This window comes from Kocuria sp. cx-455 (genome assembly GCF_057707085.1).
In genome coordinates this window covers 216,310-241,530 of record NZ_JBYIPM010000007.1, presented here as the reverse complement: position 1 = coordinate 241,530, position 25,221 = coordinate 216,310, and the positions used below count along the sequence as shown (strand labels likewise).

Below are 25,221 nucleotides of genomic sequence, written 5' to 3'. Positions count from 1 at the left end.
AGTTACTGTGAACGCATGAGCACCAAGACCCGCAAATCCTCAGTATCCTACCGCTGCACAGAATGCGGCTGGACCACGGCCAAATGGGTGGGTCGGTGCGGAGAATGCCAGTCCTGGGGAACGGTCGAAGAGGCCGGGGCGGCCCAGGATCACGGCCGCACCCAGGCGGCTCGTTCCGTGGCCCAACCGGCCACACCCATTGGCCAGGTCGATTCTTCCGTTGCGCAGTTCACCCCCACCCATGTTCCCGAGCTGGATCGTGTGCTGGGCGGTGGGCTGGTACCGGGCGCCGTCATTTTGCTGGCGGGCGAACCGGGTGTGGGTAAGTCCACCCTCCTGCTCGACGCTGCGGCCAAGGTGGCCGGGGGCCGGACTCCACGGGACGTGCTCTACGTGACCGGCGAGGAGTCCGCCGCGCAGGTCAAACTGCGCGCGGAACGCATCGGGGCGGTCGCGGACACGCTCTACCTCACTGCGGAAACGGATCTGTCCACCGCGCTCGCTCACGTGGCGGCCGTGAAACCCCAGCTGCTCATCGTGGATTCGGTTCAGACGCTCGCCAGCTCGGAAGTGGACGGCTCCGCGGGTGGTGTCAGTCAGGTCCGCGAGGTGGCCGCGAGCCTCATTCACGCCGCCAAGACCAGGAACATGACCACGTTGCTGGTCGGACACGTCACCAAAGAAGGTTCCATTGCCGGCCCACGGCTGCTCGAGCACCTCGTTGACGTGGTGTGCCAGTTCGAGGGCGACAAGCACTCCCGGATCCGTTTGCTGCGCGCCGTCAAGAACCGTTTCGGCCCCACGGACGAGGTCGGTTGCTTCGACCTGGCAGAAACAGGCATCGAATCGGTGGCGGACCCGTCCGGATTGTTCGTCTCCCGCACTCCCCTTCCCGTGGCCGGCACCTGCCTGAGCGTCACGGTTGAGGGCCGCAGGCCCTTGTTGGCCGAGGTGCAGGCCCTGTTGGACAAGTCCAGCACCGCCCAGCCCCGCCGAGCCACCTCTGGTCTGGACGGTTCTCGCGTGGCCATGCTGTTGGCTGTGCTGCAGCGTCGGGCGGGTGTCGCCCTGGCCACTCTGGACTGCTACGTCTCCACCGTGGGCGGCGTGCGACTCACCGAGCCGGCCACCGACTTGGCGATCTGCATGGCGCTGGCCTCGGCCGCCCAGGACCGCCCGCTGCCCCAGCGTTTGGTGTGCTTCGGGGAGATCGGGCTGGCCGGTGAGGTCCGGCCCGTCCCGGACATCAATCGTCGGATCCAGGAAGTGGCACGTCTGGGTTTCACCCACGCGGTGGTACCCGCCTCGCCGAGTGGACCGGGCAAGATCCCCCAGGGCTTCTCCGTGCGAGAAGTCACCACGGTCAGCCAGGCCATTGAATTGCTGTTCCCTCCCCGGGAGCGTTGACGGGGCCCTGGTAGTGCGCGTGGCGCCCCAAGACCGAGTGCGAGGTGGCTGTGGGTAGCACGTAGGATGACGATGTGGTGAAAGCTCAGAATTCGGCTCTACGGAAAACCCTGGCCCGCTTGGCACCCGGGACCCAGTTGCGCACCGGACTCGAACGCATCCTGCGGGGCCGGACCGGCGGGTTGATCGTGCTGGGCTTCGACAAGTCCGTCGAAGCAGTGTGCTCCGGCGGGTTCGACATCGATGCGGAATTCACCCCCACCAAACTGCGTGAACTCGCCAAAATGGACGGCGCCATCGTGTGCGACCGCGACGCCACCCGCATTCTCAAAGCCGGGGTGCAGCTCATGCCCGAGGCCCACATCGAGACCCAGGAATCCGGTACTCGCCACCGATCCGCCGAGCGAACCGCCAAGCAAACCAACGTGCCCGTGGTCTCCGTGAGCCAGTCGATGAGTGTGATCACCATTTACGTGGGTGACCACAGGTACGCCATTGAAGGCTCCCAGGCCATCATGGCTCGAGCGAATCAGGCCCTGCAGACGCTCGAGCACTACAGCAACCGTCTCGAGCAGGTTCTGGGTAGCCTTTCGGCCCTTGAGATCGAAGCCGCGGTCACCGCCCGAGATGTCGCACTCACCCTGCAGCGCATGGAAATGGTGCGGAGGATCTCCGACGAAATCAGCTGGTACGTCCTGGAGCTCGGGGAGGACGGCCGTCTGATCTCACTGCAGCTGGAAGAACTCACTGCGGGTAACGGTCCGGGCCCCGGTGTTGTGCTTCGCGATTACCTACCGGAAGAAACACCCGGGGACGTACTGCGCGAGGCTCTGGAACAGCTGGCCGAGCTGTCCCCCGCCGATTTGATCGACCTGCAAAAGGTCGCGGTGGCCGCCGCACTCATCACACCGCAGGGCAACCTGGAAGCGGACCTCCACCCGCACGGCTACCGGTTGTTGGAGGGCATCAAGTCGATGCCTCGTGTGGTGGCCAAGCGTCTGGTGAGCCAGTTCGACGGGTTGCAGGCCCTCATGGCGGCAAACCTGGAGGAACTCATGTCCGTGGAGGGCATCGGCGAACAGCGCGCACGCAATGTCCGCGAATCGCTCTCGCGCATGGCCGAAACCAGCCTGCTCGAACGCTTCATGTAATCAGCGGGTCACTCCAGAACGAACGTCGCGTTCGAGCTGCTTTGTTCGCCCAGACCCACGCTCAGGTTGTAATAACCCGCCGTGGCTTCGGGCTGGTTCGCGGGGCATTCCTCGGCGGTGCGGGTGCGGTTCCATGTCAGGCGGGCATCCTCTGTCTTGCCCGGATCCAAGGTCACGCCCCGGTCCTCGCCGTTCGCGGCACAGTGGCGGGAATCGAAGATGACGTCCGAACCCGAGGTGACCACATAGCTCATGGCATTGCTGCCCGCATTGACCTTGCACGGCTCATCACCCGTGTTCTCCATGGTCAGGATGAGAACCGGTTCCTGATCCGCCGGGTAGGTCTGCTTGTCCGTGCCGGCCGTGAGAGTTAGGTTCGCGCCGCACTCCTCCACCGCGGCCGGGCTTGCCGACGGCGATCCGGTCGGGGACCCCGCACTACCGCTCGGGGTGGGGCGGGGTGTGAAATCGGCGAATTTGTTGTTGGGGTCCACGGTGGGATCAGACGTGGGCTCGGCGGTGGCCTGGGTCTGTGTCAGGGGTTGCTCGGGTTCCTCCGACGACCCGGTCAATGCGGAGACCACGGAGGAAATACCCCAGATCAGGGCCACGACCAACACGAGCAGAACGACCAGGGCGATCACGCGGCGTCGGCGATACACCGACGGGGGCAACCGGTCCCCGGAATCTGCGACGGATACGCCGGAGTTGCTGGAATCACGCTGCTCAGAACCATTGGTTGCCATGAACTCCAGGCTACCGTGGGGACTTATGAACTCGAGCCCCACGCCCAGCCCCCCGGACCAACTTCACGGCATTCACCAAGCGGTTGCCGAGTGGTTTTCCCAGGCCGGCAGGGATCTCCCGTGGCGCCACCCCGAGTGCTCTGCCTGGGGCGTGCTCGTGAGCGAAATCATGCTCCAACAGACCCCCGTGGTGCGTGTCCTGCCGGTCTGGCGCGAATGGTTGGACCGGTGGCCCACACCCGCCGATCTGGCGGCGGCGAGCCCCGCCGACGTGGTGCGGGCGTGGGGCCGGCTGGGGTACCCCCGCAGGGCCCTGAGGCTGCACGCGGCCGCAACGAAGATCGCGCAACAGCACCGTAATGAGGTGCCGAACAACCATGCGCAGTTATTGGACCTGCCCGGCATCGGCTCGTACACCGCTGCCGCCGTGGCCGTGTTCGCCTTCGGGCAGCGTCACACCGTGGTGGACACCAATATCCGGAGGGTGCATGCTCGCCTGTTCAGCGCCAAGGCGCTGCCGGCCAAGTCGCTCACCGCCGCCGAAACCCGCCTTGCCGATCGGCTCATGCCCGGGGACACCGCGCTGTCGGTCAAGTGGAACCAAAGCGTGATGGAACTCGGAGCACTGGTGTGCACGGCCCGCTCCCCCGCATGCCATGAATGCCCCGTGGTCGAGCAGTGCGCCTGGATTGCCGCGGGTCGCCCGGAACCCGACTACGTGCCCAGGGGCCAGTCCTGGCACGGCACCGACCGCCAGGTGCGCGGTGCCATCATGGCGGTGCTGCGCCACAGCAGTGACCCGGTCCCGGTGAGCCTGCTTCTCACGGATCGCTCCGGGGCGGAACAGCTGGCGACCCGGATCGAGAACCCGGGGCGGGAGAGCGCCGAACAACTGGCAAAGCTTTGGGCATTACCGGCGCCGCCGGAACAACGCGAGCGAGCACTCGACGGGCTGGTCAGGGATGGTTTGGCGCGTCGCCGGGACGACATGGCAAGCCTGCCCGAGTGAGACGGCAGTGCCGCCACGGTTGGCGCCGATGATCGGCGCTCACTCTGCCCCGTGGAGCTGCCGGATCATGCGCGTGTTGCCCAGGGTGTTGGGCTTCACGCGCGCCAGGTCCAAGAACTCGGCCACGCCCTCGTCGTGCGAGCGCAGAAGCTCCGCAAAGATATCCGGATCAATACTTTCCTGGTTCTCCATCACCTCGAAGCCGCGGGCTGAGAAGAACTCCACCTCGAACGTCAGGCAGAACACCCGGCTCACCCCGAGCCCTTCAGCACGTTGGATCAGGACCTCGAGCATGCGCCGCCCCACACCCCGCCCGCGCGCCTTGGCCGAGGTGGCCAGTGTTCGAACCTCGGCCAGGTCCTCCCACATCACGTGCAGGGCACCGCAGCCCACCAGGTCGCCGCTCTCGTTCTCGGCGACCACGAACTCCTGGATGTTCTCGTAATAGGTCACGGTGTCCTTGGTGATCAGAATGTTCTCCTGCACCAAGGGCGCCACCAGGGCTTTGATTCCCTGGACGTCCGTGGTCCTGGCGGGGCGAATACTGATCTTTTCCATGCCAAGACTGTACGCCGCCGGGGCCGTGGGGCGCGGGTTAAACGCCGCGAGCGGCGTCGTCACCCTGGTCGGGATGACGACGCCGCTCGCGGTGTTCTCTGGTCCGCTCGCCCTAGGCCTGGGCCTGGGCAGGGCCGTCCCCGAAGCCACCCGTGTTGGGTGAGCGCGGAACGTCCTTACCGGACTGGCTGTCGTCGTTGTCGAGCAAAGACGGGGTGCTTTGAATTCGTTCGAGCTCCTCGTCGGACAGCTCCGCCATGGGGATGGACTCGAACGTGAATTCTCGCTCGTCGCCCTCGCCCTGAACGTCCACCGTGATCTTCTCGCCGGAGGAAATCTCGCCGAACAAGATCTTCTCGGACAGTTGATCCTCGATCTCACGCTGAACCGCACGGCGCAGCGGGCGGGCGCCCATGGCCGGGTCGTAGCCCTTCTCGGACATGAGCACCTTGGCGGCGTCCGTGAGAGCAATCGACATGTCCTGCTCGCGCAGCCGCTGCTGCAACCGGGCGACGAACAGGTCCACGATCTTGAGGATCTCGACCTGGCTCAGCTGCGGGAACACGATGGTCTCGTCCACGCGGTTGAGGAACTCGGGGCGGAAGTGCTCCTTGAGCTCCTCCTGCACCTTGGCCTGCATGCGCTCGTAGGACGTGGCCGTGTCACCGCTGGCCTGGAAGCCCACCGGAACGGTGCGGGAAATGTCCTTGGTACCCAGGTTGGTGGTCATGATGATCACCGTGTTCTTGAAGTCCACCATGCGACCCTGTGAGTCGGTCAGTCGACCGTCCTCGAGGATCTGCAGCAGCGAGTTGAACAGGTCCTGGTGGGCCTTCTCGACCTCGTCGAAGAGCACCACGGAGAACGGCTTGCGGCGCACCTTCTCGGTGAGCTGGCCACCCTCTTCGTACCCGACGTAGCCCGGAGGGGCACCGAACAGTCGCGAGACCGTGTGCTTCTCCTGGTATTCGGACATGTCCAGGGTGATCAGGGCGTCCTCGTCACCGAACAAGAACTCCGCGAGCGCCTTGGCCAGCTCGGTCTTACCCACACCGGTCGGACCGGCGAAGATGAACGAACCACCGGGGCGGCGCGGGTCCTTCAGACCCGCGCGAGTACGGCGGATCGACCGGGACAGCGCCTTGATGGCCTCGTTCTGACCGATGACGCGCTTGTGCAGCTCGTCCTCCATGTGCAGCAAGCGGCCGGATTCTTCTTCCGAGAGCTTGTACACGGGAACACCGGTGGACGCGGACAGGACGTCGGAGATGACCTCGGGGGTGACCTCGGAGATCTGATCGTCGCCGTCGCGCCAGGCCTTGTCCTTCTCCTCACGTTCGGTGATGAGCTTTTGCTCGTCATCGCGCAGCGAGGCGGCCTTCTCGTACTCCTGACCGTCGATGGCGGCTTCCTTGGCACGCTTGGTGTCTTCGATCTTCTCGTCCAGGGCCTTGATCTCCGGCGGCGCGGTCATGCGCTTGATGCGCAGGCGAGCACCGGCCTCATCGATCAGGTCAATGGCCTTGTCCGGCAGGAACCGGTCAGAGACGTAGCGGGCGGACATGTGCACAGCGGCGTCAAGTGCCTCGTCCGTGATGGACACGCGGTGGTGGGCCTCGTACTTGTCGCGCAGACCCTTGAGGATCTCCACGGCGTGCGCCTCGGAAGGCTCGTCCACCTGGATGGGCTGGAAGCGACGCTCGAGGGCGGCGTCCTTCTCGATGTGCTTGCGGTACTCGTCCAGCGTGGTGGCACCAATGGTCTGAAGCTCACCACGAGCCAGCATGGGCTTGAGGATGGACGCGGCGTCGATGGCACCCTCGGCGGCTCCGGCACCCACCAGGGTGTGGATCTCGTCGATGAACAAAATGATGTCACCGCGGGTGCGGATCTCCTTGAGCACCTTCTTCAGGCGCTCTTCGAAGTCGCCGCGGTAGCGCGAACCCGCCACCAAGGAACCGAGGTCCAGGGTGTACAGGTGCTTGTCCTTGAGCGTCTCGGGCACGTCTCCGCGCACGATCGCCTGAGCCAATCCCTCCACCACGGCGGTCTTACCGACGCCGGGTTCACCGATCAGAACGGGGTTGTTCTTGGTACGGCGTGAGAGCACCTGCATCACGCGTTCCATCTCCTTGTACCGGCCGATCACCGGGTCAAGCTTGGACTCGCGTGCGGCGGCGGTGAGGTTGCGACCGAACTGGTCCAGCACCGCGGAACCCGCGGGGGTGCCTTCGGCGCGGCCACCGGACCCGACTCCGGCGGCTTCCTTTTCGCCACCGGCGTTACCGGACTGGTACCCCGAAATCAGCTCGAGCACGGTTGCCCGCACCTTGGCGGGATCGGCGCCCAGCTTGATCAGGACCTGGGATGCCACACCCTCGCCGGCCCGAATGATGCCCAGCAGGATGTGTTCGGTGCCGATGTAGTTGTGACCCAGCTGCAGTGCTTCACGCAGCGAGTGCTCCAGCACCTTCTTGGCACGGGGTGTGAAGGGGATGTGACCGGACGGGGCCTGCTGACCCGGTCCGATGATGTCTTGTACTTGTTCGCGCGCCGAGCTGAGGGTGATGCCCATCGAATCGAGGGCCTTGGCTGCTACGCCTTCACCCTCGTGAATCAAACCGAGCAGCAGGTGCTCGGTACCGATGTAGTTGTGGTTGAGCATCCTGGCCTCTTCCTGGGCCAGCACTACGACCCGGCGGGCGCGGTCGGTGAAGCGTTCGAACATGGATACTCCTCTATTGATTCCTGCCAATGATGCTAGGCACCTGAAAGGCATTTCTGGGCATTGTTCGCCACTGGCGCACGATGTACAGCCCAGAGCTAAACCCGGTTGCATCCGGCAACAGCAACGGCCGGAGCGCACCCCGAGGTGCATTCCGGCCGGATGGCTGCCCACCGGGAAACATCGATCCCGGCGGAGAAATCCGATCCACGCTGATCTCCGTTGTCTGATCAGCGGATCGGACGGCTCAACTTACTTGTGGGCGTCGTAGTACTTGTCCTGAATGTCCTGGTGGATACGGCCGCGATCGGATACCGGGAGACCCTGTTCCTTGGCCCAGGCGCGGATCTTGGGGGTCTCGGGATTACCCGAGCGCGTGGGACGAGTGGTGGCCCCGCGATTGGTCTTGGCCGAGGCGCGGCGAGCCTTGGACACGAAGGGACGCAGCGCCTCACGCAGTTTGGTCGCGTTCGCGGAGTTCAAATCAATCTCGTACTGTCCGCCGTCGAGACCGAAACGAATGGTCTCATCCGCGGAACCGCCGTCGATATCATCTTCAAGAATGATCTTGACTGTCTGTGCCATGTCGGTTCCTCCTCATCACCCCTAAGAGGGTGACGTCAAAATTATTGGGCTATTGACTGCGGTGTGCGATCTCTGTTCCGGAAGTCACACATTGTGTCGTGGCGCGTGTACCTGTCCCCCGAATAACCCCAATTGCTTGCGGCGATCTTTGCGATACCCAGACTCCGCTCATTAAGCAGACAAGAACACGCGTGTTTCACGGGCCACCATCATGACATGATGAGACAATAATGTCACGGCCGGACAATGCGCCGCATTAGTTATTCTCGGGCGTATCGCGGATGGGAATGGAGTTCTTCAGCCCTAATCCGCGCTTTCTCTTAGAGCTTACTTCTTGGTATCCGAAGGGAACATTGTCTCCCTCACGTTCACGCACTTCTTCATACCAGCGCTCGGCGTCCTTCTCGACATTGGCCTGGGCAGAACGTTCTGCCCGGTCACCGCGGAAAAGCCATCGCATGACCAGGTAGAAAATAAGGCCCACACCGAGAGAAGGCACAAAAACGGACAAGTACTCCATGGTGGTGATTATCCCCTACTGCCCTGAACGGGAACTGATATTGGCCTGTTGATATCCACTCACTCGGGCTTCATGAGCGGGAACAGAATGGTCTCCCTGATGCCCAGGTCGGTGAAAAGCATGATCAAGCGGTCCAGGCCCAGCCCCAGGCCACCCATGGGCGGCGCACCGTACTCCAGGGCCCGCAGGAAGTCCTCGTCCAACTGCATGGCTTCAACGTCACCGGCGGCCGATTTGGAGGACTGTTCGGTGAGTCGTTGACGTTGAATCACCGGGTCGATCAGCTCGGAGAACGCCGTACCGCGCTCCATGCCGCCGATGATCAAATCCCAGGCTTCGATGAGACCCGGCTTTTCACGGTGCTGGCGCGCGAGCGGCTGCGCGGAGGGCGGGTAATCGTAAACAAAGGTGGGCTGAATCAAGGAGGGCTCCACGATTTCCCCGAACAGCTCCACCACGAGCTTTTCGGCATCCCACGCGCGATCCACGGAGATGTCGTGTTCCTGGGCAATCCCCCGCAGCGTCTCGACGGGGGTGTCCGGGGAGATTTCCTGACCCACGGCTTCGGACAATCCCGGGTAGACGGAAACCCATTTCCATTCACTGAAGAGCTCAATCCGGCCCCGGTCAGTGTCAATACCCTCCACGCCGAGCGCGGAGGCGCACGCCTGAATGATTTCTTTGATCCGCTCGGCCATGACGAATTGATCGGCATAGGCCTCGTAGGCTTCCAACGTGGTGAACTCCGGGCTGTGCGTTGAATCCACGCCCTCGTTACGGAATACCCGCCCGAGCTCGTAGACCCTTTCAATACCGCCCACCACGGCACGTTTCAAGTACAGCTCGGTGGCGATACGCAGTGTCATGTCCTGATCGAAAGCATTGAGGTGCGTTTCGAAAGGCCGAGCCGCCGCGCCACCGTGAATGAGTTGCAGGATGGGAGTTTCGATTTCGATGTACCCGCGATCCTCCAGCACACGGCGCACCGTGCGGGTGATCAACGATCGGGTCAACACCACCTCGCGGGCCCGTGGCCGCACGATCAGGTCCAGGTAGCGCTGGCGCACCCGGGTTTCCTCGCTGAGTTCCTTGTGCAGCGTGGGCAGCGGGCGTAATGCCTTGGAGGCCATGCGCCAGGAATCGGCCATGACGGAGAGTTCACCGCGCCTGGAGCTGATCACGCGTCCGGTTACCGCTACGAAATCGCCGAGGTCCACCTGCGTCTTCCAGGCGGCCAGCGCTTCCTCACCCACGTTCGCCTTGGAGATCATGACCTGCAGCCGAGTGCCGTCACCCTCGTGAAGAGTGGCGAAGCACAGCTTGCCGGTGTTGCGCACGTGCATCACACGCCCGGCAACGGTCACGACGTCGTCGGTTTCCTCGCCGGCCTCCAAATGCTCATGGCTGTGGCGCACCTGAGCCAGGGTGTGGGTGCGATCAACACCCACGGGGTAGGCGGAAACACCCGAGTCCTCAATGGCCTGGCGCTTGGCGGCACGGAACAACATCTGGTCGTTGAGCTCGTGCTCGGAAAGCTCCGGCGTGGAATCTGCTGCTGGGGTGTTTTCTCGCTGATCGGTCACAATTCTCCAGGATAGCGGTCAGATCAAATCTTCATATTATCGATGAGGCGGGTGGGACCCACCCATGCCGCGGCCAACGCCAGGGCGCCCGCCCGCGGGGATGTCTCCGCGAGCGTATCGGGGTCCACGGTCACCAGATAATCGAGTCTCACGCCGGGTTCCCCGTCGATTGCGCTCCGCCCCTGCTCCAAAGTGAGTTCACCCGCCGCCACGGCGCGCAAGGTGCGGTTGAGGACCAAGGCGTGAGCGGCGTCGTCGGCGGAGAGATATTGGTTGCGGGAGGACAGCGCGAGGCCCTCATCGGAACGGACAATGGGCACCGGGCGAATGTGGACGCGGTGATTGAAATCACGGACCATTCTTTGCATCAGCAGTAATTGCTGAGCGTCCTTTTCCCCGAAATACGCGCGGAAGGCAATTCCCGGGCCGGGTTGGATGATCATGAAGAGCTTGTTGACCACGGTCAGGGCGCCGTCGAAGTGTCCCGGGCGCGTGGCTCCCTCAAGCAGCGATCCCGCTCGCCCGGAGGTCACCGAGATCACCGGCACACCGCCCGGGTACATTTGCTCGGTGCTCGGGGCGAAGACCACGTCCACCCCGCAGTCGGCGAGCGCCGCGATGTCCCGTTCCAGCTGCCGCGGGTAGCTGTCGAAATCCTCGTTGGGGCCGAACTGCAGCGGGTTCACGAACACGGACACCACCACCAGGTCGTTCTCATCCCGGGCCGTCCGCGCAATGCGCAGGTGCCCCTCATGCAACGCCCCCATGGTGGGGAACAGCCCCACACTGCTCACGCCCCGGGACACATGCGTGTCGAGCGTGTCCCGCATCTGCTCCACGGTGGTGCACACCACGGGTCGAGTCACTGAAAGTCCTTCCCATCGAGCGCGGCCAGCACCGCGCGGTACGTTGTCTCGTCGATCCGGCCCGAGGCCGCGGCCCGCTGCGCCGTGAGTCTTCCCAGGGCGCGGTACCCCTCGAGCAGGTCGTGGCCCGCCGACGACGCCGCCCGGTCCGGTCCGGCAAGTTCCGCCAACGCGGCCACGTGGGCGGCCACCGTGGTGACGTCTCCGCGGGCCACCGGGCCGGTCAGTGCGTTCTCCCCGGAGGCCAGGGCATTGTCGACCGTGGCTCGCACCAGCGGGCCGAGCATTCGATCCGGGTGTTCGACACCGATCGTGTGCAGTAACTGCATGGATTGGCCCATGAGGGTCATCACGTGGTTGGACCCGTGAGCGAGTGCCGCGTGGTAGAGCGGCCGGTCCGCCTCGGCAATGGCCACGGGTTCGGCGCCCATTTCCACCACGAGCGCCTGGGCAATGGGCAGGACGGGTGCGGCTGCGGTCACCCCGAAGCTGCAGTCCGTGAGCCGCTGCAGATCCAGGCTGAGTCCGGTGAACGTCATGGACGGGTGGACGGCCAGGCCGATGCCACCGGCCGCCCGCACCGGTTCGAGAACGTCGGTTCCGAAGCGACCCGCGGTGTGCACCACCAGTTGTCCCTGTTGCCAGGCGCCGAGCTTGCCGAGCCCGTCCACCAGGCCCGGCAGTTGGTCGTCGGGCACGGCCAGCAGCACCAGCTCGCTGCGGTCCACAATGGTGGCCACGTCGAGCACCGGGACATCGGGGAGCAGGGCATCCGCCCGTTCCCTGCTCGCTTCGGAGTGGGCGTGCACGCCCACCACGGCGTGGCCCGCCGCGCGCAGTGCCGCACCCAGGACGGCACCGACCTTTCCGGCGCTGATGACGCCCACGCCCAATCGTCCCGGGCGGTGTTGTGGCTCGTTCACTGGATCTCCTCGCGTGAGCGCCGTGCGCTGTCGTGATTATTGCGTTCCCGGGCAGCGCGTGCCGCATCCGTCTGGCGAACCATTAGATCCCTGGCCTCTTGCGCGTCCAGGTGGTGAACCGCGGTGGTCACCGGCCCGGTGATCATATGGGCGTGGATACTGGCGATTCTCATGCGGCGTTCGATCGGGCCCTGCTGCAGTCCGAGTGACTGGGTCTTGTGGTGCGGGATCACACTCACGTTGCGGTTGAGACGGCCCCACCGCAGCGACAACACGGCGTCATCCATGGCGAATCCCGTGCGCCGCCAGGTCAAAGGATCCAGCCACCGAGCCCGTCGAGGACTTGTCGTGTAGTTCGCGTCCCCGTCGATCCCGTTGAGCCCGTCACGCACGAGTTCCGTGGGCGCCTCGGCGAGGGGCAGCACCAGCTCGAGGATGTCCGCCACGTTGTCCGGGGTCCCCACGGGCAGCACGAGTGAACGCAGCCCCTCCAGATCATCCACACCGCCTTTACCCGCGGTGATCACCTTGACCCTGTGGCCGTCGAAGACCCGCCAGAGCGCGGGTTTGGACACCTGCAGCGCCTGCACCCGGCCGACCGGAATGGTCGAGGAGCGTTCGTTGAGCAGACCGGAGCGGACGCGCACGCCCACCTGGACCTGGCTGAGTGTGAACCCCCAACTGCTTTCCAGTCTGTTGTAGAGCCCCGAAACAATCATCACCGCCACGGGTAGGTAGCTGGGGATCACGACCCGCAGGGCCTGCGGGTTCCACCACCACACCACCACGGCGACCGTCGCGAAGAACACCGCCGACACGGTGCCCCAGGAGAGCACCAGGCTCAACACCACGCGGCTCGTGGGCACGGTGAAGACGCGGCGCTGCTGATCCGGGTCGTCCTGGTCCGAGAGCAGACCCAGCCGCGCGGCGGCGCGTACCTCGCGGGAACCTTCCTCCGGGGTGCTCATCCCCCGGTTATCGGCATGTCCTGCACGTGCTGTGCGGTACTGCCGGGCTTGCGGCGAGTGATCCCACGGCGCCGGGGCGGGCGCGTCGGCCCGCGGCGCGGGAGCACCGACCGGGGGGCGGGCGGCGTCGTGCCCGTAGCCGTCTCGGGAGCCCCCCGCGGTCGCGGGGGCGGACCGGGAGGCCTCACGAACGGCACCGAGCAATTGATGACGCAGCTCTCGCGCCTTGTCGCGGCGCAGGTACGACAGTTCCAGGGCGCTGGTACCGCCGTCGGCCACGTCGAATTTCAGGGAGGCCAGACCGAAAATGCGCGGAAGTAGTTTGCGTTCGATGTCGATGCCCTGCACCCGGTCCAGCCGCGCTTGCCGTTGGGTGCGGAAGATGGCTCCGCTGCGGAATCGCACGTGTTCCGGGGTGATCTGGTAGCGGGTGAACCACCACGAGAGAACACCGAGGCCCATGACCAGGCCCACCACCCCGCACAGCACGGCGGCCACCAGGCCGATCCCCACCAGCTGGACCGTTCCGGCGAAGTCCACGTCCAACGGGTCGCCGTAGACGACCGCGGACAGTACGTCGTCCAGGAAGACATTTCCCACGCCCCACACCAAGGCCACGATCAGCAGCCAGCTGCGCACGTACGGCGTGAGCGGGTGGACACGCAGCCATTGCCCCTCGGGGGACGGGCGGAGCGCATTGGTTCCGGCCGGGCCGTTGGTCCTGGAGTCGCTCATCACAGCCCCACCATGAGCTCTTCTCCCCGGCGCGTGAGCTCCTCGCGCAACCGGTCGGCCTCCGCGCGGGGAAGGCCGGGCAGATTGGCGTCCGTGGCGGCGGCGGCCGTGTGAAGGGTCAGGTCCGCCAGCCCGAAGGCGTTGAGCAGCGGCCCGGTCTTGATGTCCACGTACTGCATGCGTCCGTAGGGAACCACTGTGACACTGCGGAAAATGATGCCCCTGCGCAGCCAGAGTTCGGTGCCCTGCTCCGCGTAACCAATGGCGCGGACCCGGCGCGGAATCAGGCACAAGTCGATGATCCCCCAGACCAGCACGATGGCGGGCGGGAGCCACCGCCACAGATCGGACGGGTCGCCCCAGATCGACAGCAGAGCCAGAATCACCGGGACGCCGGTGATCAGCACCCAGATCACGGTGCTGACGGTGGCAGAAATGAGCCTCACCTTGATGTAGGCGGGTGAGACGCGTCTCCACGACAGTCCCTGTGGACCCAGGTCATTGATGTCGGGCATAGCCTCCCTCTCCGGCGGTGTAAGGATCTTGACGTCCACCGTACGGGGTGTCCTGCTCCGCGTCGGGATCATCGGGGGGCAGCTTGCACCAATTCTCGACAACCCAACCGACACCCATCAGCACCGCTCCGGCCACGATCTGCCCCACGCACAACCACAGCGGTTCCTGGGTCGTGCGCACTCCCAACAACATCACCTGGTCCACGCCGATCCCCGCGTGCCAACCGGCCGTCAGGGCCCCGTAGTAGGCCACTGCCTGGGCCGCCGCAGCGGTGCCCACGCCCCACACGGGGTCATACGGCTTACGGTCCGCGGGAGCTCGACGACGCCGCCGGCGCCCGCCCTCGGGGTCCCGGTACGCGCGCAGTCGCAGACCGAGATAGACCAACACGACGGCCGCTGCCGCCTCCGCCACCACACTCCCCCACGGGAGGATCAGCATCGACTGGCTCTGCCCCGTGAGTGCCTGATTGATGCTCCACCCCACCACCGCGGCGACGAGGGCAATGACCACGAGGGACAGAACGGTCAAGTAGCGCATGGTCGAATCAGCTCCGTTCCGTATCCCCGCACACGGTGAAATCCGTGGTGGTCAGCCCCTCCAGGTCGGGGGCCCTGCGGGCCAGCTCCCGCACCCATTGTCCGCCCAGTCGCGCATCGGGATCCAGGCGGGCCCACGGGACCAGTACGAAGGCACGCTCGTGTGCCCGCGGGTGGGGCAATGTGAGCTGCGGGTCCTGCCGTTCGGCTCCCTCGAAGCAAATGATGTCCAGGTCCAGGGTGCGAGGCCCCCAACGAACCAGCCGTTCACGACCGTGCTCGTCCTCGATTTTCTGGCACGCCCGGAGCGTCTGTTCGGGACCGAGTTCCACCTGGAGTTCGACCACCGCGTTGTAGTAGTCCGGTGACCCCTCTGGTCCGCCCACGGACTTGGTACTGACCACGGGCGAGCATCCGAGCACGGTGATTCCGGCAGTACTGTCCAGATCGGCAACGGCCGAGCGCAGCACGGCCAAGCGGTCCCCCAGATTGGCTCCCAAAGCCACCACGCACCGGGCCGCCACTACCGGACCGCCGTTTCCCGGGTGCGGAAAATCGTGACGGCGACGTCCGCGAACGTGACTTCAATGGGTGCCTTGGGCTTGTGCACGGTGACTTCGAGTCCCCGAATCATGGGGAACTGCCCGAGCAGCTCCGCCGCGATGCGTTCCGCGAGGGTCTCGATGAGCTGGTACCGGGGACCGATCACGATCTCCCGGACCAATTCGGCCACTTCCCCGTAATGGACGGTGGCCGTGAGCTCGTCGGTTTCACCGGCGGGCTTCAGGTCCACGTACATGACAAGATCAACGAAGAACGGCTGACCGGTGCGGCGTTCCTTCTCGAAGACACCGTGATATCCCACGGCTCCCAAGCCGGTGAGTGTAATGCGGTCGTGGTGGCTCGGTTCGGCGGGAGGGGAAGTCATCGGTGTTCAGTTCTCGCTCTCGTGCGGATCAAGGATCGGTGGCGTGACACCCAGCCACGCGTGTGCGGTGGCCACCGCATCCGCTGTGGCTGCGACGTCGTGAACCCGCACCGCCCAGGCACCCCCGAAGGCGGAGAGCGCGCTGATGGCGGCCGTGGCGCCGTCCCGATCGGCCGCGGGACGCGGGCCCCGCTCGTCGCCCAGCAGGTGACCCAGGAAGCGCTTGCGGGAGGCCGCAATGAGCACCTTGTTTCCCATGGTGAGTAACCGGGGAAGGGCACGTAACAGGTCCCAGTCCTGGGAACCCGCCTTGGCGAAACCCAGTCCCGGATCCACGATCAGATTCTCCGGTTTCACACCGGCCCGATAAAAGCGCTCACGCAACCGACACAATTCGGCGATCACGTCGTCAGCGACATCGTCGTAGGAGGAGAGGGCGTCCATGGTCGTGGACGTGCCGCGCGAATGCATCAGAATGTACGGTGCCCGTCGCCGCGCCACGAGCTCGATCATCGCCTGCTGGACGTTCATGCCCGATACGTCATTGATGATGTGCGCGCCCGCATCCAGGGCGGCCGCGGCGGTCTCCGCATTGAGCGTATCCACACTGACCACGATGCCGTGGTCCGACAACTCACGGATCACCCGAAGAATGCGGCGCTGTTCCTCTTCAAGGCTCACGCGCACGGAACCCGGGCGGGTGGAATCACCTCCCACGTCCACGATGTCCGCGCCCTGGGCGGCGAGCTCCAGTCCGTGAGCAATGGCCGCGTCCGCGGTGTCGTGGGCACCGCCGTCGCTGAAGGAATCCGGGGTGACGTTGAGGATACCCATGATCAGTGTGCGGCCCCGCGGCAACTGCTCATACGACCCCCAACCCAAGGGGCCGGCGGCACGGTTCGGCCTCATCGGTTCTGACCCGACAGGATCAGGTTCATGGCCTCCGCGCGAGTGGCCGGATCCCGCAACTGACCGCGCACCGCGGACGTCACGGTCTTGGCCCCCGGCTTCCGCACCCCACGCATGGACATGCACAGGTGCTCACATTCGATCACCACAATCGCTCCGGCGGGATGCAGGTTATCCTCGAGTGCCTCGACCACCTGCGTGGTCAATCGCTCCTGGACCTGGGGTCGCTTGGCGAACACGTCCACCAGGCGCGCCAGCTTGGACAGCCCGGTGACCTGCCCCGCGGGACCGGGAATGTAACCGACGTGGGCCACCCCGTGGAACGGCACCAGGTGGTGCTCACAGGTCGAGTAGAACGGGATGTCCTTGACCATGACCATTTCCGCGTGACCGATATCGAACGTGGTGGCCATCAGCTCCGAAGGATCCTGATGGAGCCCGGTGAAAATTTCCGCGTACGCGCGGGCCACACGCGCGGGTGTGTCCCTCAAGCCGCTGCGGTCCGGATCTTCCCCGATGGCCAGCAGGATCTCTCGTACCGCAGCTGCAATGCGCGGCTGGTCGATCCGTTCGGTGACGTGTTCGGAGTCGAGATAGTCCGCGTACGAGCCGGAGATCGGTTCGGACAGCTCCGTATCCTTGTCCCGGCCCATTCAGCGCTGCTCCTGAGATCCACCGGACCAGGGGTTCCGGTCATCGCCCTGCTGCTCACCGCCGGCGGGACCGCCCTGGGGTCCGCCCCGCCCGTCCGTACCGGGCAGCTGGGATTCGCCGTGCTCCGGGACCTCGAGCGGATGCTCGGGCTTGGCGGCGACCGCCTGGTCCTGCGGAGCCATGGTGTCCGGGTCCTGGGTGTGCTTGCGGTGAGCTTCCTCGCGCTCGGCCGCGGTGATCACCGGCGGGATGTCGGAGACCGGGCGATTGTCACCCGAATGCCACACGGGCCTCACGTCCCGTTTGCGCACATCACGGAAGATCTCACCGATCTGGGCTTCGTTGAGTGTTTCCTTTTCGAGCAGCTCCAAGGCCAGCCGATCCAGGACGTCCCGATTCTCGTGGAGAATCTCATGAGCCTCCGTGTGGGCCTGGTCGAGCAGCCCCCGCACCTCGTCGTCCACGACCGCCAGGGTGCGGTCCGAGTAGTCCTTGCCCGACGAGCCCATCTCGCGACCCACGAACGGATCGGAGTTGTCCCCGCCGATCTTCACGGAACCGATACGCGTACTCATGCCGTACTGGGTGACCATCTTGCGGGCGGTGTCCGTTGCCTTCTGGATGTCGTTCGACGCTCCGGTGGAGGGGTCATGGAACACGAGTTCCTCCGCCGCGCGGCCACCCATGGCGTAGGCCATCTGGTCCAACAGCTCATTACGAGTGGTGGAGTACTTGTCGTCGGCGGGCATCACCATGGTGTACCCCAACGCGCGGCCGCGCGGCAGGATGGTGATCTTGGTGACCGGGTCGGTGTTACGCAGTGCCGCCGCCACCAGCGCGTGACCACCCTCGTGGTACGCGGTGACCTTGCGTTCGAGTTCCTTCATGATGCGCGAGCGTTTCTGCGGGCCCGCGATCACCCGGTCGATGGCCTCGTCCACGGCACGGTCGTCAATGAGCTGCGCGTGAGAGCGCGCGGTCAGCAACGCGGCCTCGTTCATCACGTTGGCCAGTTCGGCGCCGGTGAAGCCCGGGGTGCGCTTGGCCACCGACGCCAGATCCACGTTCTGCGCGAGCGGCTTGTTCTTGGAGTGCACACGCAGGATCTGCTCGCGACCCTTCATGTCGGGGGCGTCCACGCCGATCTGACGGTCGAAACGACCCGGGCGCAGCAGCGCCGGATCCAGGACGTCCGGGCGGTTGGTCGCGGCAATCAGGATCACGTTGGTGTTCGCGTCGAAACCGTCCATCTCAACCAGCAACTGGTTCAGGGTTTGCTCACGCTCGTCATTACCGCCGCCCATGCCGGCACCGCGTTGGCGGCCCACGGCGTCGATCTCGTCCACGAACACGATGGCCGGGGAGTTCTCCTTGGCCTGCTGGAAGAGGTCGCGCACGCGGGAGGCACCCACACCCACGAACATCTCCACGAAGTCCGAACCGGAGATGGAGTAGAACGGCACCCCGGCCTCACCGGCCACGGCCTTGGCGAGCAGGGTCTTACCGGTACCGGGCGGGCCGTAGAGCAGCACGCCCTTGGGAACCTTGGCGCCCACCGCGGTGAAACGGTCGTGTTCCACCAGGAACTGTTTGATCTCGTCGAGTTCCTGGACGGCCTCATCCGCGCCCGCCACGTCCGAGAACATGACCTCGGAGTTCTCCTTGTTGAACATCTTGGCCTTGGAGCGACCGAATTTCATGGCCTGTCCGCCGGACTGCATGCGGGAGAAGATGAACCAGAAGATCGCCAGGATGATCAGGAACGGCAGCATGAACCGGATCAGGGAAAGAAGCCAGTTGTTCTCCACCGGCTGGTCGGTGAACCCCTCCAGCTGGGCGTCGTTCATGGTGGCCACGACTTCCTCGGCGCGTGGTTCCACGTAGAAGAACTCGACGTCCTTACCCAAATTCTGGTCGTCGAGGGTGAAGTCGTCCTTGAGCTGGAGCTCGACCTTCTGTTCGCCGTCGTAGATTTTCGCCTCTTGGACCTTGTGGTCACGCAGCAGCGACATACCCACGTTCGTGTCCACACGAGAGGTGGACGGGCCGAAGAGACTCGCTCCCACGGGAACCAGCACCAAGACGGCTAGCAAGATCCAGAAGAACGGTCCCTTAAAGAAACTGGTGGGTTTTTTCGCCGTGGCCAAGCCGATGATCCTCCCGTGGACGTGACACGAATTGTCGCGCCCCAAAACTGACGGTGTTGTGTCCGGGTCCGAATGATCCGGCTACCGGTGCGGGTGCGCGGCGCGTCACGCATAATCTATCCCTTTCGGGGATACCCGACCCCATTGAGGTCGCCGCGTTTTCTCTGAGCGCACGCGCCGCGCTCACGCTACACGCGGGACCCCGGGATTGCCTGAATTCTTACTCGTAGACGTGCGGGGCCAGCGTGCCGATGCATTCGAGGTTGCGATAGTGCTCCGCGAAGTCCAAGCCGTACCCCACGACGAATTCGTTGGGAATGTCCCACCCCACGTACTTGACTTCAATGGCGGTCTTGGCGGCGTCCGGCTTGCGGAGCAACGCGCAGATCTCCACGGACTTGGGGCCGCGGGATTCGAGGTTGGTGCGCAGCCAGGACAGTGTGAGACCGGAATCAATGATGTCCTCGACGATGAGGACGTCCTTGCCGTGCAGGTCGGTGTCGAGGTCCTTGAGAATCCGCACCACACCGGAGGACTTGGTGCCGGAACCGTAGGAGGACACGGCCATCCAGTCCATGGGGTACTGCCCCTTGAGCGCCCGGGTGAGATCCGCCATCACCATCACCGCACCCTTGAGCACACCCACGAGCAGGACGTCCCGGCCCTGGTAGTCGCGGTCGATCTGCTCCGCCAGTTCTTGAATCTTCTGGGCGATCTCTTCCTTGGTGAATAGGACGTGGGACAGATCTGACTGGACGTGCTCGGCCTTCACGTTGTGCTCCTGAGGTGTTGCGTGTGCGGGGATGAAGATTATAGGAGGGGTTATTCGGTGTTCTGGAACTCGAGGCGCCCCTTGACGCAGAACGGGTCCGCGCGTCGTCGCCACACGGTCACCTTACCCGCCATTTGAAGCGGACCGGCAGCTCCGTGCCCCAGAGCGAATCCTTCGAGCGCGCTCAACCGTTCGAACGTGGGGGTTTCCCCGCCCGCGGCAATGCATGCCTGGGCGAGCATGCGACGTCGCATGGCGGCGGGGGCCTCCTGGACCGCCTGGCAGTCCAGTTCCACGGCCGACGCCGCCGCCGGTTCCACTCTCGCGCGCCGGAAGAATTCCGCGGCCTGCTCGTCCAGGAAATCCGCGTCCGCTTCGAGGACCGAGGCCGTCCGTGCCAGGGCGTCGGAGATACCCGGGCCCAAGTGTTCCTCCAGGAACGGCAGCACGCGGTGGCGGATCCTGGAACGCATCAGCGCCGTGTCCGAGTTGCTGGGATCGTGCCAGGGGTCCAGACCTTCGGCACGGCAGATCGTCTCGGTCTCCTGCCGGGTCACGTTCAAGAAGGGGCGCAGGTACAGCACGCCCTCCCTCGTGTGCCGCGAGGACATACCGGACAAGGAGCGCGTACCCGATCCCCTCGCGAGGCCCAGCAGCACGGTTTCCGCCTGGTCGTTGCGGGTGTGGCCCATAAGAACGGCCTCCGCGTGCAACTGCGCGGCGATATCGTTGAGTGCGGCGTAGCGGGCCAGACGCGCGGCCATTTCGGGTCCGTAACCGGCCCGGTCCACGGTGACGCGACGGGAGATCACGGGCTCCAGACCCATGTCCTGCAGGACCCGCACGGTGGCCCCGGCGACCTCGTGGGAACCCGGTTGCATCTGGTGGTCGATCACTGCGGCACCCAGGCGCACCGTGCCTCGGCGCGCCCAGTGAGCGGCGGCCGCGGCCAGGGCCAGGGAATCGGGGCCGCCACTGCACGCGACCAGCACCAGCGGTGGTGATCCGTCAGGTGTGGCCGGAAGCTCGGACAGGGAACGGTTCACGGCCCTGCGTGCGCGTGCCACCCAGGGGTGCAAGCGACCGGTTCGTCCTCGTTGCAAGGATCAGCCCTGAGCGTCGCGGGTGCGGCGCGCCATGTCCTCGGCCATGCCCAACACCTTGGACAGCACCGGAGTGTGCTCGCCCAGCATGATCAAGGCGCGTTCGAGCTCACCGGTGGGCACCACGGTGGCCAACGCCGTGACGGCATCACTCTCGGTGCTGATCCCCGTGCGGATCTGGGTGGTGGACAGCACCGGCTGGGCAGCCTCGACTCGGCGCAACACGGCCTCGATATCCTGGGCCCCCACGCTGTCCTCCAGCATGACCAGGCGTTCATACACGGCGGGGTTGCCGATCTTGATGCGGCGTCCGCTGCTGAGCTGGGAGAGCATGGGCGCGGAAAGCCCCAACACTTCCGCCAGCCGACGCTGGGTGATGTTGTAGGCCGCCACCACGTGACCGAAACGCTCCGACAGCGGTTGGCCGTACAGCTGAATCTGCTGCTGAATATTTTCCGAGCTCACGGCTTCATCCTGACACACTCCGCCGGATCTATGCGCTGTGCGGCAAGCGCATCACCCGAGCACCCGGTCCATCCAGCGCTGCGGATCGTGGATCTCCGTCTCGTCGGGCAATGTATCCGCCGAGGTCCACACCGTGTTGAACGCATCCATTCCGGCCCGCTCCACAATGTACTCCACGAATTTCTGCCCGTTGCCGTACTGACGCATTTTCGCGTCGATCCCCATGAGGGTGCGGATCGCCCGGTCCAGGGCGCCGTGATTCTCGGAGCGAGAGTCGAAACGGCGCCGAATGGTCTTGACGGTGGGAACGATCGAGGAGTCCACCGCGTCCATCACGGCGTTGGCGTGGCCTTCGAGGAGGGACATCACGGCGGTCAGGTGGGACACCGTGGCCTTTTCCTCCGCGGTCAGCAAATGACCGATGGGACCCAGACCCGGGTCCGTGCGCCCCGCGGATCCCTTGCCGATCACGGACGCGACGACGGCGCTCAGCCGGTCCCACGGGGAAACGTCGAAGGATCCCAGTGTGGAGATCTGCTCCAACATGTGTCCGCGCAACCAGGGTGCCGCAGCGAACTGCACGCGGTGGGTTTGTTCGTGCAGGCACACCCACAGGCGGAAATCGTCCGGTTCGACATTGATCTCACGCTCCGTCCACAACACGTTGGGAGCCACGAACATCAGTCGTCCGCCCGGGTGGGATTCGGCCGCCTTCGGTGAGACCAGACCCGCGTACGGGTCGTACTGGCCCAGCACCTTGGACGAGAGGAAACCGACCATTGCACCCATTTCGGCTGCCGCGGCCGTGGGCGCGACCCCGCGCAGGGCAGCGTCGAACTTTTCAGGGTTCTTCGCCCGGATCCGGTCGAAGATCGGCTGCATGAGCACCGAGAACGTCTGAGTGTTGGCCTTGGCCCACCCGGCACGGTCGACCACCAGGATCTTGGAATCGCGCAGATTCTCGGCGGCGTCCAGTCGCGTGATGGTGTGCACGTGATGGACCGATTCATGGGCGAAGTAGCGCAGGGACTCCACGGCCTTGCTCATCTCCCGCGGTTTGGGAGTGGGCCCGGGCGGGGTCAATTTGGCAGCGATCTGGGCCGCCGAGTCCCAGTCCACGAGTGAAGGTCGTGCCACGTCTTGAGTCATGCCCACCACTCAACCACAGAGAACCGATTGCCACACCGTCCCGGGTTCAGCCTTGGGCGAGCGTAGCCACCGTGCGGTCCACGGTGTCCCTGGCGGGGCCTGTCTGCCCCTGGACATCATTGAAGATCACCGAGTACACCAGCACCTCGCCCCCCGCCTGCTGCACGTACCCGCTCAACGACACCACGGAATTGAGGGTGCCGGTCTTCGCCCGGGTGAGCCCCCTGGCCGCCCGCTCATCCGGGTCGTCGAACCGGTCCGTGAGCGTTCCGGTGGCACCACCCAGGGGCAGCCCCTGCCCGTAGGGCCCCGCATCGGGATCGATCAGTAGCGCCCGGGTGGCCTGGGCCAGCAGACCCGTGGTGACGCGGTTGGACACTGCCATTCCGCTGGCATCAATGATGTCCGCGCCGGCCATGTCGATCGAATGCGCCTCCAGCGTGGCGCGGATGGCCCGTTGCACACCCGTTACGCTGCCCAGTTCCCCGGCTGCACGCGCCGCCACGCGCGCGAGTGTTTCCGCCAGGGAGTTGTCCGATTGTTCGAGCATGTACGCGGCCTGTTCGTGGAGGGGCGCGGACTCCACGCGCGCGAGTTCCACGGCTTCTTCCGGCCTCGCGTGCTCACCGGCGCTCACGGTGGCCCGCGTTCCCAGCTGGTCCTGGAGTCGGTCCCGGAATTCTCCCGCGGCAGCCTCCCCCGCGTTATCGGGCCGTTCACCACGGGGCCCCGGGTCCTTCCCGTCAGGGGTGGGAACCCTGTGCGAATACATGGCCAGGGGCGAGACGGCCGTGATCTCACCGGCGGCCACGTCCTCCGTGGCCCACCCCGGATTCAGTGCCGGCCCCGAGAACAGCGATGTGTCCAGACTCACCGTGACCTCGCCCTGAACGTCGCGCTCCGTGAGCGCACTCGCGGTCCGCTCGGCCAGGTCTTCGAGCCCGGCCCGGCCGTTGACAGCATCCGGGTCACCCTTACCCGGCGCCAAGAGGGTGTCCCCTCCCGCGACGAGCGTGATGCGGTGCGGATCGTCACCGGTCTCCACGGTGGTGGCGAGCCGCGAGTACGGGTCCAGGTGTTCCGCCACGGTCAGTGCGGTCAGCGTTTTCTGGTTGGATGCGGGGATGCGGGCCTCACCCGCTGCCCGCTCGGCACGCACCCGGCCTGATTGGGTGTCCAGCACGGTGACGCTCGCGCTGCCCGGCGCGCCGGCCAGTTCTGCGCTCACGATGTCTTGAATGACCTCGTCGTCCGCGCCCGGGTTCTCCGACGGCGACGCCGCGGCGTCCAGCACCCCGGGCAACTTCCCCTGTTCGGTGGGGACGGAGACCACGGTCATGGGTCGGCCGGGCTCCCCCGCCACGGTTTCCGCGAGGACGGCGGGAATGGCCCACACCGAGCCGAAAATCAGCGCGACGATCAGCAACCCGGCGACCACCGGGCCGAGGAGGCTCCTCCTGCGTCGCGGCGGCCGAGAACTCTGCTGAGGCATGCGCCTATTCTTTCGCATGCGCGCACCGACACGAAACGATGAGGGAGATCCGAGCGGCGTCGTTGATTGCCCCGTGCGCGCCCCGTGCCGCTATCGTGGGTGACAACGTGAAGTCGGGGCGCCCTCCGCGTGCCCCGTTACAACCGAAACTCGAATACGAGGAGTGCTGCCATGGAGCTGGACGTCACCATTGAGATCCCCCGCGGATCCCGCGTCAAGTACGAGATCGACCACGAGACCGGTCGTATCCGGCTGGATCGTGTGCTGTTCACGTCCATGCAGTACCCCACGCACTACGGATACTTCGAGGACACCCTCGGTGAGGACGGCGATCCGCTGGACGCGATGGTCATCTTGGATGTCGACATCATGCCCGGCGTGATCGTGGAAGCCCGACCCATTGCCGTGTTCAACATGACCGACGAAGCCGGCGGTGACGCCAAGGTGCTGTGCGTATCTACGGACAAGCGCTACGACGAGATCCAGGGCCTGGAGGACGTCAACGAGTTCAGGCAGAAGGAGATCCAGCACTTCTTCGAACGTTACAAGGATTTGGAACCCAACAAATGGGTCAAGGGTGAAGGCTGGGAGGGCAAGGAAACCGCCGAGCGCTTGATCGTGGAAGCTCAGGAACGTTTCCAGCAGTCCCAGTACGATTCCGCCGCAGAGGCCGAGCAGGACGACTGAGTTTCCACACCGACCCTTCCGGAACCCCGCACCCATTCGCTGGTGCGGGGTTCCGTTTCATCCGCCCGCACCGTGTGCCGGGTG

Annotated in this window: 25 protein-coding genes; 4 read left to right on the top strand and 21 right to left on the bottom strand. The window is 65.2% G+C overall.

All coding sequences use genetic code 11. From position 1 onward, the window contains the following. Positions 1 to 15 precede the first annotated feature (15 nt). Positions 16 to 1,407, top strand: a complete 1,392-nt coding sequence (radA, locus tag AC3ENJ_RS12020) for a DNA repair protein RadA (protein ID WP_190807944.1) — start codon at positions 16 to 18, stop codon at positions 1,405 to 1,407. 77 nt (positions 1,408 to 1,484) lie between these two features. Next, positions 1,485 to 2,558: a DNA integrity scanning diadenylate cyclase DisA gene (disA, locus tag AC3ENJ_RS12015; RefSeq protein ID WP_431814223.1), complete on the top strand. Its 1,074-nt coding sequence runs from the start codon at positions 1,485 to 1,487 to the stop codon at positions 2,556 to 2,558. Between the two features lie 8 nt (positions 2,559 to 2,566). Here disA and AC3ENJ_RS12010 read toward each other — a convergent pair whose 3' ends face one another. Then, entirely contained in the window at positions 2,567 to 3,304 is a 738-nt protein-coding gene (locus tag AC3ENJ_RS12010; RefSeq protein ID WP_190781902.1) for a hypothetical protein, read from the bottom strand. A 25-nt stretch (positions 3,305 to 3,329) separates the two neighbouring features. Here AC3ENJ_RS12010 and AC3ENJ_RS12005 point away from each other — a divergent pair, with 25 nt between their 5' ends. Then, positions 3,330 to 4,313, top strand: coding sequence for an iron-sulfur binding domain-containing protein (locus tag AC3ENJ_RS12005; RefSeq protein ID WP_223841384.1), 984 nt, complete (start codon positions 3,330 to 3,332; stop codon positions 4,311 to 4,313). 39 nt (positions 4,314 to 4,352) lie between these two features. Here the strand turns inward: AC3ENJ_RS12005 and AC3ENJ_RS12000 are convergent, their stop codons facing one another. The 20 genes from AC3ENJ_RS12000 to dacB form a co-directional block, all read right to left on the bottom strand. Continuing rightward, positions 4,353 to 4,871: an amino-acid N-acetyltransferase gene (locus AC3ENJ_RS12000; protein ID WP_190781904.1), complete on the bottom strand. Its 519-nt coding sequence runs from the start codon at positions 4,869 to 4,871 to the stop codon at positions 4,353 to 4,355. Positions 4,872 to 4,983: 112 nt separating this feature from the next. Continuing rightward, complete coding sequence (locus AC3ENJ_RS11995) at positions 4,984 to 7,599, bottom strand: ATP-dependent Clp protease ATP-binding subunit (protein WP_190781905.1); 2,616 nt, start codon at positions 7,597 to 7,599, stop codon at positions 4,984 to 4,986. Between the two features lie 249 nt (positions 7,600 to 7,848). Further along, positions 7,849 to 8,181, bottom strand: coding sequence for a histone-like nucleoid-structuring protein Lsr2 (locus AC3ENJ_RS11990; RefSeq protein WP_190781906.1), 333 nt, complete (start codon positions 8,179 to 8,181; stop codon positions 7,849 to 7,851). A gap of 256 nt (positions 8,182 to 8,437) precedes the next feature. After that, positions 8,438 to 8,701, bottom strand: coding sequence for a hypothetical protein (locus AC3ENJ_RS11985; protein WP_190781907.1), 264 nt, complete (start codon positions 8,699 to 8,701; stop codon positions 8,438 to 8,440). A 59-nt stretch (positions 8,702 to 8,760) separates the two neighbouring features. Next, a complete protein-coding gene (gene lysS / locus AC3ENJ_RS11980; protein ID WP_431814222.1) occupies positions 8,761 to 10,284 on the bottom strand; it encodes a lysine--tRNA ligase in 1,524 nt (507 codons plus the stop codon). A gap of 23 nt (positions 10,285 to 10,307) precedes the next feature. Beyond that, positions 10,308 to 11,150 (bottom strand): pantoate--beta-alanine ligase, encoded by an 843-nt coding sequence (panC, locus tag AC3ENJ_RS11975; RefSeq protein WP_431814221.1) that lies wholly within the window; start codon positions 11,148 to 11,150, stop codon positions 10,308 to 10,310. After that, positions 11,147 to 12,073, bottom strand: coding sequence for a Rossmann-like and DUF2520 domain-containing protein (locus AC3ENJ_RS11970; protein WP_431814220.1), 927 nt, complete (start codon positions 12,071 to 12,073; stop codon positions 11,147 to 11,149). The genes panC and AC3ENJ_RS11970 overlap by 4 nt, the downstream gene beginning before the upstream one ends. Next, a complete protein-coding gene (locus tag AC3ENJ_RS11965; RefSeq protein WP_431814219.1) occupies positions 12,070 to 13,776 on the bottom strand; it encodes a PH domain-containing protein in 1,707 nt (568 codons plus the stop codon). The genes AC3ENJ_RS11970 and AC3ENJ_RS11965 overlap by 4 nt, the downstream gene beginning before the upstream one ends. After that, positions 13,776 to 14,291, bottom strand: a complete 516-nt coding sequence (locus AC3ENJ_RS11960) for a PH domain-containing protein (protein ID WP_431814218.1) — start codon at positions 14,289 to 14,291, stop codon at positions 13,776 to 13,778. Before AC3ENJ_RS11960 ends, AC3ENJ_RS11965 begins: the two co-directional genes overlap by 1 nt. Beyond that, positions 14,275 to 14,832, bottom strand: coding sequence for a DUF3180 domain-containing protein (locus AC3ENJ_RS11955; protein ID WP_190781913.1), 558 nt, complete (start codon positions 14,830 to 14,832; stop codon positions 14,275 to 14,277). Before AC3ENJ_RS11955 ends, AC3ENJ_RS11960 begins: the two co-directional genes overlap by 17 nt. 7 nt (positions 14,833 to 14,839) lie before the next feature. Next, a complete protein-coding gene (folK, locus tag AC3ENJ_RS11950; protein WP_320414997.1) occupies positions 14,840 to 15,340 on the bottom strand; it encodes a 2-amino-4-hydroxy-6-hydroxymethyldihydropteridine diphosphokinase in 501 nt (166 codons plus the stop codon). Between the two features lie 14 nt (positions 15,341 to 15,354). Further along, complete coding sequence (folB, locus tag AC3ENJ_RS11945) at positions 15,355 to 15,759, bottom strand: dihydroneopterin aldolase (protein WP_431814217.1); 405 nt, start codon at positions 15,757 to 15,759, stop codon at positions 15,355 to 15,357. Between the two features lie 6 nt (positions 15,760 to 15,765). After that, the gene (gene folP / locus AC3ENJ_RS11940) at positions 15,766 to 16,593 is read right to left on the bottom strand and encodes a dihydropteroate synthase (RefSeq protein ID WP_431814216.1); all 828 of its coding nucleotides are present in this window, start codon (positions 16,591 to 16,593) and stop codon (positions 15,766 to 15,768) included. A 71-nt stretch (positions 16,594 to 16,664) separates the two neighbouring features. Further along, positions 16,665 to 17,321, bottom strand: a complete 657-nt coding sequence (gene folE, locus AC3ENJ_RS11935; protein ID WP_223841386.1) for a GTP cyclohydrolase I FolE — start codon at positions 17,319 to 17,321, stop codon at positions 16,665 to 16,667. After that, positions 17,322 to 19,469, bottom strand: a complete 2,148-nt coding sequence (ftsH, locus tag AC3ENJ_RS11930) for an ATP-dependent zinc metalloprotease FtsH (RefSeq protein ID WP_190781917.1) — start codon at positions 19,467 to 19,469, stop codon at positions 17,322 to 17,324. It lies immediately after the preceding gene. 220 nt (positions 19,470 to 19,689) lie between these two features. After that, the gene (gene hpt / locus AC3ENJ_RS11925) at positions 19,690 to 20,241 is read right to left on the bottom strand and encodes a hypoxanthine phosphoribosyltransferase (RefSeq protein WP_431814215.1); all 552 of its coding nucleotides are present in this window, start codon (positions 20,239 to 20,241) and stop codon (positions 19,690 to 19,692) included. Positions 20,242 to 20,291: 50 nt separating this feature from the next. Next, entirely contained in the window at positions 20,292 to 21,308 is a 1,017-nt protein-coding gene (gene tilS, locus AC3ENJ_RS11920) for a tRNA lysidine(34) synthetase TilS (RefSeq protein WP_431814214.1), read from the bottom strand. Positions 21,309 to 21,347: 39 nt separating this feature from the next. After that, positions 21,348 to 21,809, bottom strand: a complete 462-nt coding sequence (locus tag AC3ENJ_RS11915) for a DNA-binding protein (protein WP_190781919.1) — start codon at positions 21,807 to 21,809, stop codon at positions 21,348 to 21,350. Positions 21,810 to 21,860: 51 nt separating this feature from the next. Then, entirely contained in the window at positions 21,861 to 22,946 is a 1,086-nt protein-coding gene (locus tag AC3ENJ_RS11910; protein WP_308495960.1) for a zinc-dependent metalloprotease, read from the bottom strand. Positions 22,947 to 23,004: 58 nt separating this feature from the next. Further along, positions 23,005 to 24,450 (bottom strand): D-alanyl-D-alanine carboxypeptidase/D-alanyl-D-alanine endopeptidase, encoded by a 1,446-nt coding sequence (gene dacB, locus AC3ENJ_RS11905; protein ID WP_431814213.1) that lies wholly within the window; start codon positions 24,448 to 24,450, stop codon positions 23,005 to 23,007. A gap of 171 nt (positions 24,451 to 24,621) precedes the next feature. Here dacB and AC3ENJ_RS11900 point away from each other — a divergent pair, with 171 nt between their 5' ends. After that, positions 24,622 to 25,137, top strand: coding sequence for an inorganic diphosphatase (locus AC3ENJ_RS11900; RefSeq protein ID WP_190807954.1), 516 nt, complete (start codon positions 24,622 to 24,624; stop codon positions 25,135 to 25,137). Positions 25,138 to 25,221 lie beyond the last annotated feature (84 nt).